The 12,137-nt window shown below is 63.6% G+C and carries 7 protein-coding genes; 4 read left to right on the top strand and 3 right to left on the bottom strand.

What is annotated here, in order from left to right; genetic code table 11:
- Positions 1-24 precede the first annotated feature (24 nt).
- Genes WIMU1_RS18560 through WIMU1_RS18550 form a run of 3 tightly spaced genes read left to right on the top strand, consistent with a single transcriptional unit; the run spans position 25 to position 3,358 of the window.
- Positions 25-963 carry a WcbI family polysaccharide biosynthesis putative acetyltransferase gene (locus tag WIMU1_RS18560; RefSeq protein WP_245968989.1) on the top strand — a complete coding sequence of 313 codons (939 nt, stop codon included), beginning with the start codon at positions 25-27 and terminating at the stop codon, positions 961-963.
- The gene (locus tag WIMU1_RS18555; RefSeq protein ID WP_062799410.1) at positions 960-1,985 is read left to right on the top strand and encodes a glycosyltransferase family protein; all 1,026 of its coding nucleotides are present in this window, start codon (positions 960-962) and stop codon (positions 1,983-1,985) included. Before WIMU1_RS18560 ends, WIMU1_RS18555 begins: the two co-directional genes overlap by 4 nt.
- The gene (locus WIMU1_RS18550) at positions 1,982-3,358 is read left to right on the top strand and encodes a glycosyltransferase (RefSeq protein WP_174548756.1); all 1,377 of its coding nucleotides are present in this window, start codon (positions 1,982-1,984) and stop codon (positions 3,356-3,358) included. Before WIMU1_RS18555 ends, WIMU1_RS18550 begins: the two co-directional genes overlap by 4 nt.
- A gap of 8 nt (positions 3,359-3,366) precedes the next feature.
- Here the strand turns inward: WIMU1_RS18550 and WIMU1_RS18545 are convergent, their stop codons facing one another.
- The 3 genes from WIMU1_RS18545 to WIMU1_RS18525 form a co-directional block, all read right to left on the bottom strand.
- Positions 3,367-4,314, bottom strand: coding sequence for a quinone oxidoreductase family protein (locus WIMU1_RS18545; protein WP_062799408.1), 948 nt, complete (start codon positions 4,312-4,314; stop codon positions 3,367-3,369).
- Positions 4,315-4,435: 121 nt separating this feature from the next.
- The gene (locus WIMU1_RS25850; protein ID WP_158599266.1) at positions 4,436-5,050 is read right to left on the bottom strand and encodes a uracil-DNA glycosylase; all 615 of its coding nucleotides are present in this window, start codon (positions 5,048-5,050) and stop codon (positions 4,436-4,438) included.
- Between the two features lie 1,267 nt (positions 5,051-6,317).
- Positions 6,318-9,677: an NACHT domain-containing protein gene (locus tag WIMU1_RS18525; RefSeq protein ID WP_062799818.1), complete on the bottom strand. Its 3,360-nt coding sequence runs from the start codon at positions 9,675-9,677 to the stop codon at positions 6,318-6,320.
- Between the two features lie 834 nt (positions 9,678-10,511).
- Between WIMU1_RS18525 and WIMU1_RS18520 the strand changes: the two genes are divergently transcribed.
- Positions 10,512-11,978: an MFS transporter gene (locus WIMU1_RS18520; RefSeq protein ID WP_084248378.1), complete on the top strand. Its 1,467-nt coding sequence runs from the start codon at positions 10,512-10,514 to the stop codon at positions 11,976-11,978.
- Positions 11,979-12,137: the final 159 nt, after the last annotated feature.

The raw sequence follows: 12,137 nt of genomic DNA, 5'->3' as shown, positions 1-12,137 counted from the left end.
GCCGATATGCAGGGTCCGACGACGGTGAGCAGAAGGGCAGAAGTGGACGGACGTACCCGGCACTATGGAGAGTTCTACGGTGTCGCCGACACCGCGACGACGGACGATCGGCAACTACTGGTCGTGTGGGGCAACTGTCAGGCCGAGGCACTGCGGATCGTCTTGTCGGGTTCGCGCGACCTTCCTTACCGCACGGTCCGGGTTCCCCCTGTCCACGAATTGGAGGCCTCCGACATTCCGCATGTAGAAGATCTGATCCGTCAGGCCGCTGTCATCGTGTCCCAGCCGGTGCGTGGGGGATACCGGGGCCTGCCGATCGGCGGTCCCGATCTGGCGGAGATGGCACCCTCGGCGCAGCGCATCGTGTGGCCGGTGATCCGCTACGGAGGGCTGTTCCCCTTCCAGGTCATCGTGAGGCACCCGGCAAGCCCGGCTGCGGTGCCGGCGGCCGTTCCCTACCACGATCTCAGGACTGTTCTTGCCGCTCGCGACGGACGAGAGTCCTTCGCGGACTGGGACGTCGAGGTCACGCCTGAACGTGTTCGTGAAGCAGCGCAGTGGAGTATCGCTCAGCTGTCGGCCCGTGAGAGCCGACATTGCGACGTCACGATTTCCGATGCCTTGCTCGACTTGGGGGCAGACGCCGCGCACACGATCAATCACCCCGGCAACAAGACGTTGATCGTGCTCGGCGAGCGGATACTCGACGCACTCGGTGCACCCGCGCCGATCGCGCCGGATCGCGAGTTGCTCGGCAACATCCGGGCTCCACTGGAACAACGAGTGATCGAGGCCTTGGCTGTGGATGCCCCCGCTCGGCTCATGTGGTCGGTGGATGGGGCGCCGGTGAGCGAAGAAGATGTCCACACACGTCAAATGCGCTGGTACGCCGAGCATCCGGAGTACATCGATGCGGCCCTGGATCGGTACCGGGAATTGGTCTCGATATTGGGTCTGTCATGACAAGACCGATCGGTCACCTCGCCGTCGGGCCTCGATCGCATGGTGTTGTCCGCTACGCGCATTCGGTCTTCGATGCTGCGATCGCCGAGGGTGCCGACCATCGACTTCACCACCTGGATTGCCCACTTGTCGACGAACCGACCACTGATGTCGGAGGCGTGTTGGACGACTGCGCGCTTGTGCATCTGCACGTGACAGACCGTCTGTTCGGACGTACGCCGGCCGAAGCCCGCGGCACGGTGTTGTCGATGATCGAGAATTTGAGTCGGCCCGTTTCGGTGACCCTGCACGACCTTCCTCAGCCATCGGACGGGCAGTCCATGCCTGCCCGGGTGGAGTTCTACCGGTCGGTGGCGCAAGCTGCCTCAGGGGTGATCGTGTCGAGCCGCCATGAAGCGAAACTGTTCGCCGACTTCATCGACCGAGACATGGTCGTCGAGGTGGTGCCGCTCATGTTCGACGATGTTCGTGTCGAAATGCCTGTTCCGACTGCACGATTGACGGTCGGCGTCCTGGGTTTTCTATACCCCGGTAAGGGGCATGGCGAGACCCTGCAAGCGATGTCGGGGCTCGATCCGTCAGTTGGCTTCGTCGCCCTCGGCCGTCCTTCACCGGGCCATCAACACATCGCCGATGAACTCGAGAAAATGGCGGCGGATATGGGTCGACCGTGCGAGATCACCGGCTTTCTGTCCGATGACGAGCTTCGCAGGCGAGCGGCCGAGATCACCGTGCCGGTGGCCTATCACAGGCATATGTCGGCATCAGGCTCCATCAACTCATGGATCTCGGCGGGCCGCCGGCCACTGGTACCGCGCACTGCGTATACCGAGGAGATCGCGACACGGTCACCTGGTGTGGTCGCGGTGCACGCCGACGACACCAACTCGCTGCGCGTCGCGATCCATCGCGCCCTCGCCGATCCTGGGAGCACCTGGATCGATTCGTCGGCAAAGCCGTTGCCGACGCCCGCGGACGTGGCAACGACGTACGAGCGGCTACTGCGGCGGTGGAGTGCGTGAGCGCGATTCCTCTCGACGACGGACGGATGATCCTGCCCGACAACCGGTGGGACCTCGTCGAGTACTCGTCGGATACGCCGTTGGTGAGTGTTGTCATCCCGTACTACAACCAGCAACGTCAGCTGGAACTCGTGCTGAAAGCGTTGACGGCGCAAACATATCCACTGGATCGGTTAGAGGTGGTGATCGCCGATGACGGGTCCGCGCGGGCACCCGATGTCGGCGAGTGGGCCTCGACGCTGTCGGTGACAGTGGTCAGCCAGGAGGACCGAGGGTTCCGTGCGGCGGCGGCTCGTAATCTCGGCGCGTCGACGTCCAAGGGGTCGATCTTGTGTTTTCTCGATGCCGATACCGTGCCCACACCCGACTACATCCGCCGGGCCGTCCGATTGCCCGCGGTGGCCCCGGACACCGTCGTCGTCGGAAGGCGTAAGCACGCGGACCTCGCGCAGGTCACTGCGGAGTCGGTCGTCAGCTGGTTGTCGGACAACGCGCACACGGAACAAACGCACCACCACGAACCGCAATGGTTGGTGGACGGATACGACCGCACCCGCGACCTTCTCACGCCCGGTTGGGATGGGTACAAGTACATACTCAGTGCTGTGATGACATGCAGCCGTGGACTGTTCGAAGCCATCGGGGGTTTTGACCAGTCGTTTGTGCAGTACGGGGGAGAGGACTGGGAACTGGCGAACCGGGCCTTCATGATGGGCGCCGTATTCGCGCATGAACCTGCAGCGGTGGCCTGGCACGACGGGCCTGACTGGGCGGAGCGCCCGGTGACGGACCGAGCGGCGGAAAAGAACGCCGAAGCACTGGCCCTGGCGCCGTTGCTCACCGATCCTGCCGCGAGAGCCACCGGTCTGCAGTACTTGATTCCGGACGTGGCCGTCGTGGTCTCGACTGATGGTCATACTGCGCCGTCGTTGCTGCACACGGTGTCCAGCGTGCTCAGAGGCGTCGACGCTGCGGTGTGGTTGACCGGACTCGACGCCGGCACTCTGTTGCGTGAACTGGGTATTCATGACTCCCGTGTCCGTCTCGGTGAGCCGGACCCGAAGGTGCTGTCGCGGTGCCGGTTCGTCGTCGCGGTGACCGGTCGCGTCGTCGTCTCCGCCGACAGCATCGCTTGCCTCACTGCCGAGGTGGCGCCCGGTGCGGCCGGGCAGGTGGATGTCGAATTCGGTTCTGGGTACTCGGCGTCGGTGACGACGTGGTCGTCGCGTGCGCTACACAGGTCACGACGATGGTCGGAAGAAGCAGGGCTGACCACCGCGGAGCTGATCGAGATGTTGTTCGGCGTCCGACGCGTCGAGTCCGGAAGTGTCGGAATCGTTGTCGCCGAGGATGACCCGTTGTTGAGTTGGTAGCGCTGGGGTCAGGGTAGCAAGATCACCTTGCCGGCGGCGTGACCGTCTTGCAGGTATCGGTGGGCGTCCGCAGCGTGGTCGAGCGGATAGGTCCGGTCGATCTCGACCCGCAGGCTGCCGTCGCCGGCCAAGCGCGCGAGGTCGGCGCGTGCGGCATCACGAATGGCGGTGCCGGGGTCGGCCCCGGGCCCGTTACCGAGGAGTCTGATCCCGGTCCCGTCAGTTTTGCCGAAGCCCGCGATGGTCGCGATCCGGCTTTGATCCGAGACCAACTCGAGCGATACCGATATTGCTTCGTCCGTGCCCACGGTGTCAATGGCGGCGTCGACGCCCTCCGGTGCGAGGGAACGGACGCGGTCGGCCAGGCCCGACCCGTAAAGGACAGGCACAGCACCCGATTCGGTCAGAACCCCGTGTCTACGGTGGCTGGCGGTGGCGATCACCGTGGATCCACGCTGCACTGCCAGTTGCACGGCGCTGAGCCCAACACCGCCGGCGCCACCGTGGATCAGTACCGTTTCGCCCGCCACAGGGTGAACGGTCTCGAGTAGATGAACTGCGGTCGCACCGACGAGCATCAGACCCGCCGCTTGTTCGAACGAGATCGTGGCGGGCTTGGTCACCACGTTGGAGGCCGACGTCAGCACCTGCTCTGCATAGCCACCTTTGACCCGGAAGGCGATCACCTCGTCGCCGACGGACAGTGGACCTGAGATGCCCGCGGCATCGGGTCCGACGGCGGCGATCACACCCGACACCTCCATGCCCAAATGCAAAGGGAGCTTGCTCGGGTCGGTACCGAAGGCGCCGCTGTAGAGCTTGAGGTCGACGGGGTTGACGCCCGCCGCCTTGACGTCGATCAGCACTTCTCCCGGCCCTGGGTTACCGAGGTCGAGATCTTTGACCTGGAGGACTTCCGGACCGCCATACGAGCTCGCGACTACTGCCTTTGTCATGAGCGCAATCGTAGATCCAGGATCAAGGTCCGAAACCGACAGCCGTCGGCTCACTGAAAGAGTTCGGCCACGGCGCCGGCGTTTTAATGCCTGTCGGGCTCAGGGGCGTCGGGTACGGCCACTAACCCTCGGCGGTGGCGATGTGTTCAGCGACACGAGTCAGCGTGGAACGAAGGCGGTCCGCGGCGGCGATTGCGGCGAGCGCAGTGCGTTGTGACGGGTGGGGTGTGGACACCAGGCGATAGAGGCCTGGCAACTCACCCGCCCACAACGCGCGGGTGAGTCCGTGCAGCGCGGGCCTACCTACGGCCACAACGACCTCAAGCGCGGGGAGCTGGGCGAGCACGGGGATCAACATGGGTCGTGCGGCATCGATGTCGGCGAAAGTAGGTGCCCGAGTGGGCAAAACCGACGGAACGACGTTCCATTTCACACATGCAGATCGGGCCAAGCCGACCTCGGCCATCATCGACCGCATGGTGCGGTTCGAGCGATCGTCGTTGTCCAAAGAGCAAAATGCTGCCGCGCCCATTTCAGCAGTAGCAGGGGCAGGTGATTCCATCAAGATCAGGACTCTCGCCGCTGCTCCCGCGTCATCGGGATCGAACCACGGGACCACTGGACTACCGGGGCCTTCTCGCCACTGGTTCACCATTGCGTTCAACGTCGCAACATGTGGGTGTTCGAGCCGCTCGCTCTTTGACTCGAACTGGGGCGAAGAGTGGGTAGCAGCCATGCCACCATCATGGCCTGCGGTAAATCGGGCTGGCCGTGCCGAAGAACTGGCCCGCCCCAGCCGCGGCCCGGATGGGGACATCCTGCGCTAAATCCAATTAGCGCAGGAACACCGCGAGATGCCTGCACTAATGGCGAAATTGACGCAATCTTGAGGTGCCTGAGCTGCGGAGAAGGGCGTCACTGTGACCATGACGCAGCATTCGAGCCCGTCGTTCGCGTGACCGCACGGCGGGCCCGCGTCCTGGGTCGCGGGCGCCTTCGCGGACATGGATCCGGACGTGGTCTCGCCGCATGTGCGGATGCCGCGTCTTGCGTTGCGACCGACGAGGACTAGGTTTGGATCGCCACGCATTCTGACGCGGTCGGTGCGGCCATCGACCACCACCATCGGTGCTCGTTCGGACAACGAGGGCCGTGGCTGGTCTGTCGGTATGCCGGGGCCGACGACGCGCTGTCGATCACCGCGATGCTCGAGGCCGCGATAAGCAGTAGTCGTGGATCGGTGGGCAGCGTGGTGCTGGTCGCGACCGCTGCCACACTCCTACCCCACACGCTTGCGTCGGACCCGTCCGCGTTGTGACAGAGGAGCTCGCACTGCCCGCGGTGCTCGGTCCTGCCCTGGTGCCTGAGGATCTGCGGCGCCGGGTCGAAAGCTCCCGCTCGATACTCACGCCGAGTCCACCCGCCGTAATTACACGCGGGCGTGGACGGCGTTCGACATCTACTTACCGCCAGCAGGGGTATCAGGCGTTGCCGGCGCTCCCGCTTGTGGTGGCTGACTAGATCCTCGCCTTGGAGAACACGGTCAAAGCTGATGGCACGGCGCATATTCGATGTCGGCGATCAAGGTCGTCCACAAACCCCACACCCTCCGTGCTCAAGAATCCTCCGGCAGTCTGGATACGGTGGAGGAGCAGGCCTGGTGGTGGCTGAGCCCCGTGGTGTCGGGGACGTTGTCGGCGATCCGTCGCCGCGGCGCGCGGCCGCGCCTCGAGGAACCCTGTTTGATCTTGTGACCTGCGGTGCCTACCGCCCGCGAGCCGGCGACGTCGTGGCGCACGAGGTTGCCGGAGTGCCGCGACACCGCGGCCGTGCTCGGGTGGGCGGGGGGATGCGCCGCTCGGAAATCGTCGCTCTCACTGTGGGGGACGTCCGCCGGGCCGGTGACGGTTGGATCATCGAGGTCCGCAAGTCCAAGATTGATCAAAGAAGGCGCCGGGTACAAGAAGCCTTGCCGGCGGGGACTAACCATGTGCGTGCGTATGTCACCGGTAGGTAGCGGCGGTGTCGACCTTCAGCCATCGCTGGGAGCGAGCGACGCTGAGAAGCGCTGCCGATGGCGTGTGATCGCCCGCGATGAAGCGGGCTTCTGGCTCGATCGGTGAGTTCAGCGTGCGCAGTTTGTTGAGCTCGGACAGGGCGGCGTCGGGGGCTTCGGCGGTGACTGGCCGCCGCTGTAACCATCCGAATAGCGCGATCTGTTCTGCTGCGCGCAGAACGATCCGTCGCCGCGAGAGCGGAAGTTGTTCCAGAACCTGTGCGAGTTCAGGCAGCAGTTCGGTGACGACTGACCCCGATGCGACACACCACAGGGCGAGCGCCCACTGTGCGCGGCCAAGTTCGTCGTCGATGGTGTTCAGCTGCTCACGCCACCAGCTCACATTGCTCTCGTTCGTGCGAACTTGAGCATGGAGTACCGATGGATGGGCACCGCGCCCGAATGCGTTGACCTCAGGCCTCTTTGCGTATCCGGGTCGGAATGGCGACGCAGCACCGATGATTGCGATCTCCGAGGCGATCCAGCAGCCACCGGTGTGCTCATGCACCGCCGCGGCGGTATTTGTCCAAGGGAACGTACTGCCCCTGTGGCCAGTACTGAATGCACGCTTTTTGCCGATCTGCTCCCACGGTGAGTGGGCCTTTCGTAGCTGGTTGATCGCTTCGTTCCTGCGGCGTTTGGCCCTATCGTCGCCAGATATGAACCCGGCATCGGAGGTGGTCAGGAACTCTCCGGGGGCGAGGGTGGCCGCGACCTGCGCCGGCATGGAACGGATGGAAGTTACGCAGGGGCACTCTCCGTTGAGCACTGCGTTGAGCAGGGCTGTCTCGATGGGGCTTTCGGCCTCCGGGATGAGCCCCGTGCTGAGGAAGAGTTCGGCGCCGTCGCCTGAGAGGTCCATGTTCTCGAAGTTTGCGGCAATCCCTGCGCCGGCCTCGCAGCAGGCCCCTATGGCGAGCCACGCGTTCTGGTGTGCGGTGCCGATCGCTGCGGAGAGCTGCTCGTGCCACCATGTTGTGAACTCGGTGCCCTGGTTGAGTAGCTCCCGAAGAACGCGCACACGCTGTGGGTTCGCCGGGTCCTCGGGATCTGCCCTAATCAACATCGTCAGGCGCGTCCAGGTGGGATCGCCATCGCCGTCGGTGGGGCTAGGCAGTTCGGGCAAGGCGACGATGTCGCGACGGTCCAGCGCGGACAGCAGGAACGCGATACCTACATCTGAGCAGAGTGCCGTTAGCACCTTGCGTGCTTCGTGCGGCCGGCGCTGGAAGACGCCGTCGGTTAACAAGGCCCAGGAGGCGAGGTAGGGCGCCGGAACAGAAGCAGTTGCCAGTTCCTGATCGATCCCGGCCGCCAGAACGTATAAATCACTGCCCTTCGCGTTACCCCCGTAGAACCGGGCGGTGTTGAGCCAGTACGGGCGACGTAGGAGTTCTCGAAGTACCGTCGTGTTGTCGAAGTGGGGGTTGTCCTCGCCGGCGTTACGGTAGAGGAACCGGGCAGCGAAATACTCTCGCAACGACAGAACCTCGAACTCATAGGTGCCCTCCACCTGGCTGGTGAGTGCCCACAGGCGGTCGCTGACGCCCTCGAAGAGCTCATCCACGATCGACTCGCGGTTGCCGTAGGTGGTTTGGAAGTGGCGCATGGCCGCTTTCAACTCATCTACAGTCATGCGGCCGTTGATCTGGGATTCCTCGGTGTGGGCTTGGAGATACCAACCAAGGAACGGGATGATTTCGAGGAGTTCGTCCTTGTGGTCGCGAACGGCTTTAGGGTGCTTGTTCGCCTCCCGGGCCAGGAGCAAATCGACATACGCGTCGTAAAGGTCAGTCCGCTGCGTGGGTGTGGCTGCCCCTTGCCGATGCAGGAGGTCCAACAGGATCGTGAGCTGCATAGGGTTTCCGGCAAGCTCGCGGATGTACGGCTCGCGGCTCTTCTCGTTGAAGCTCCTCCGCAACGCTCGGCCGTCCCCACTTCGGATTCCCCGGACCGCGCACCACTTGCGCAAGTAATCAGCCTGCTGCTCGCCCGTCAGTTGGTTTAGGGCGATGATCTCGAACTTGTCCGACGCCGGCTCCGGAAGCTCACCGGCGCTGGGGCGCGTAGTCACAACCATTTTAAGTGGGACGGTATAGGTCCTCGCCCGGCCGGCGAACGCGTCGATCTCCTTGACCACCTTGCGCCGAATACTCACGCTGCCGACCTCGTCGAGTCCGTCGAGAACGACGAGACTGGGAACTCGCTCAAAGATGTCCTGGACCACTCCGACGGTGGTGGTGATACCACCACTCTCGTGTGTCATTAGATCGGCAAGGAAGCACTCGATCGTCGCCTGCTCGCCCTTTGGGGCTTTCCCCCTCCTTGACTTGCGGTCGTCTGAGTGGTCCCAGATGTTATTGCCGGCAAGCCACAGTGCGTAGTCGCTCAAGTCCAGTCGGATCGGGAACCGAGGATTCTCCAAGATAGGCAAGGTTTCGGTCCGCTCCGCCCCTGGTACGAATGCGGCGCGGTGCACCTGGCAGACGTATTGGCTGAGCGTCGACTTCCCCTGCCCGGGAGCGCCGCGGACCAATGTGAACGGTGTCGGCGCATTCAGTAAGTGCGCGGCCGCCCCGCCGAGGGAAGACGTATGGAGGGAGGATCGCAGCCGGATGCTCGGCGGCGAGTGAATCAGGTCGGCGGTCACGTCAACGAAGAGGTCCACCATTCTCTCCCGGTCCACCTCAGCTTGGCTGAACTTGACCCGCTGGTCGTCGTCCCACTGCGCTGCGGCGACCTGCCGGATTAGCTTGCGATCCGCTCGGTTCTTGGTCGCTCCGACCTGATCAGCGACCAGGAACCGGATGAGATCCCATCCCGCGAGCATCTCTGCATAGGCCCATTTGGTCTCAGTCGGTGCGTTGTCGACCCAAGGGTTGAGCGCCTCGCGCCAGATGCAGGTCATCTGGTCGTAGCCGAGGTCTTTCGCGTACGCCTTGAGTTTGCTGTCGACCTGGACGAAGGTGCCGGTTTCGGGCTTAGCCGTGCTCGCCACGTTGGTTACCAGGACGTAGTGACGAACGCCCTCCTCGGCCAATCGGCGCAGGTTGTCCAATTCCTTCCTGACGACCCCGTCCAGCCAGCTAATTGGGTTCTTATTCGTACCGCTGGCTGACCACTTGACCTGGTAGATGAGCAGCGTTTCGGGGTCGATGTTGCGCAAACCGTCGATGCCGCCGTCAGTTTGGCGAAGCGCCATAGGGAGATAGTCCGGGAACTGGCTCGCAAGCAGCGCGCTGACGAGCTGTTGAAAGTCGTGGTCTCCGAGACGTTCGTAGAGGTAGCGGTGACGGCTCTCGGGCAACGGGCTCGCTCCTTCTCGCTCAACCCGATCGTGCCGGTACCGCCGTCGGGAATCGATCCTTGCCTCCATTCAACCTGGAGACACCCAGCCTGATCGACAAGCCTGCGCCCGTGTCACCGCAGCAGGGTGCCAAGAGACCTCCCAAGCCTCGGCGCCCGTGACGCTCCGCATCCTCGCGGACGTTCAAAGCCCGCGTAGTTGGGCAATACGAGACGTTGGTTCGCCGTCAGCACTGAACTGTCGGATAGTCCGCGTCATCTGCTTGCGATCAGGCTGCTCTTCGTCGCCGGTTGCGGGGCTGTCGTGCACCGCAACTGTTTGCGCCGACAATGTCGTGACGTATCAGTTCTCGCGTGACCCGTGCGGTCTCGCGGCCTTCGTCGAGTGGGGTGCGAAACTATCGGGAACGTGCGCCTGATGGGAACCGGACTACCTGACATAAGGGCGGCTTATCGGTGATTACGTTGACTCATTAGGGGACGCTGCTAAAACCAGTTAGCGCAGGACGAATGCGAAACAGGCGCGTCCGTTGCTTGATGGCGCGTGGGTGCATTGTCCGTCTTGCCGTCTTGGGGTGGTCAATCTCGTATCGAGTGGCGGGTGCCTGAGACAGTCCTGGCCGGCGCCGGTGCCCAACAGGCCGCCGCCTTGACAAGAAGTCATACACATCGCCGATGCGACGACCTACACACCGACGGCGGTGTGTACCGCTACCTGCGGGGCCGGTCATGCCCGTCTGTCAGCCCGATGTAAGCAGGCGACAGCGCGTGACAGGCTGATGTAAGTACCAGCTCCTAGCGTCAGGTCCGACATGACCCGGCCTAGGAGATTCGCGTGAACCCCACCAAAACCATTGCGATTGCGGCACCCTCGCGCACATACACATCCCTCGCTGCGGCGTGGATACCCCTTGCCGCACTGTGTTTGGCGTTCTTCGTCGAAATGGTCGACAACACACTGCTGTCCATCGCGCTTCCGACCATCGGTCGCGACCTCGGCGGCGGCACCACAGCACTTCAGTGGGTGACCGGCGCATACTCGTTGACTTTCGGAGGCCTACTGCTGACTGCCGGGTCGGTCGCTGACAGATTCGGCCGCCGACGGGTCTTGCTGATCGGGCTCGCCGTGTTCGGCGCGTTGAGCTTGCTCGTCCTGGCCGTGAGCTCCACGGGCGAACTCATTGCGCTACGTGCAGCCCTCGGTCTTGCTGCCGCCGCCATGGCCCCCATCACGAACTCGCTGGTGTTCCGCCTGTTCGACGACAAGACGCTGCGTATGCGTGCCATGACGGTGATGATCGTCGTCGGGATGTCCGGGTTCGTTCTCGGCCCGGTGCTCGGTGGAACCGTGTTGACCCATTTCCGATGGGAATGGTTGCTCGTCGCCAATGCGCCGATCGCTCTGCTCGCAGGCATCGGCGTTTGGCTCGGGGTTTCGGCCGACCGGCGCCAGGACTTGACGAACGACCCGCTCGACCTGCCCGGTGCCGTCCTGAGTATCGCGACGATCGGTCTTGCCTGCTGGGCGCTGACCAGCGGTGTCGACCACGGTTGGCTCTCCGCGCTCACGGTGATGTCGGTTCTCGGCGCAGCGGCCGCCGGCGCCGCCTTCATCTGGCATGAACGTCGCAGTGCCTCACCCATGCTCGATCTCCGACTGTTCTCAGTCGGCACCGTCAGAGGCGCCGCTATTGCCCAGATCGGGACGTCGATCGCGATGGCCAGCGTGATGTTCGGGCTCATCCTGCATTTCCAGTACGCCTATGGCTGGAGCCCGATGAAGGCCGGTCTCGCGAACCTGCCGATCATCGTGACAATGATTGCGGCAACACCGCTTTCAGAGTGGCTCGGCGCCCGATTCGGCCACCGGATCGCGTGCCTCATCGGCGCCCTATGTCTCGGCGGGTCCCTGGCTGGTCTGTCGTGGGGCGTCGAGCACGGGTATGCCGCCATCGCTGCCTGCTTGGTTGTGATGACAATTGGACTACGCACGGTGATGACGATCTGTGCTGTCGCCCTCGTCGAGGCGATGCCGGCCAACCGCACCTCGATAGGCACAGCCCTGAACGACACCGCGCAAGAAGTCGGCACCAGTGTCGGTACCGCGCTGGTCGGAACTCTCATCGCGGCCCTGGTCACCACTCAACTGCCCGTTGGTCCATGGACCAGCAGCCTCATGGGCTCCTTCTTCCATGGTGAGCGGATCACGTATGGAGTGCTAGCTGTCGTCGTCGGGCTGATCGCTGCGGGCGGCGCGCTCATGCTCACCAACTCACGCGCCACCGGCGGCGCCGATCACTGACACCAGCGCTTGACTCGGCTATTCGTGATGTCATACCTCCGAAACCGACACTGGGATCGCCTTGATTGAAGCCAGTGTGCCGAACTCGACCGCAACGCATAGACACTTGTGATCATCGGTTCGGGCGATGTGCACGAGCACCAGGGGTCCTGGTAGATC

The sequence above is a fragment of the Williamsia muralis NBRC 105860 genome (assembly GCF_001598915.1).
In the GTDB taxonomy this organism is placed as follows: Bacteria; Actinomycetota; Actinomycetes; order Mycobacteriales; family Mycobacteriaceae; genus Williamsia; species Williamsia muralis.
This window is presented reverse-complemented; position numbering and strand designations above follow the sequence as displayed.

Coding starts and splice junctions, on each gene's coding strand:
- WIMU1_RS18555 (WP_062799410.1), top strand. CDS start 960: ATGACAAGACCGATCGGTCACCTCGCCGTCGGGCCTCGATCGCATGGT.
- WIMU1_RS18545 (WP_062799408.1), bottom strand. CDS start 4,314: ATGACAAAGGCAGTAGTCGCGAGCTCGTATGGCGGTCCGGAAGTCCTC.
- WIMU1_RS25850 (WP_158599266.1), bottom strand. CDS start 5,050: ATGGCTGCTACCCACTCTTCGCCCCAGTTCGAGTCAAAGAGCGAGCGG.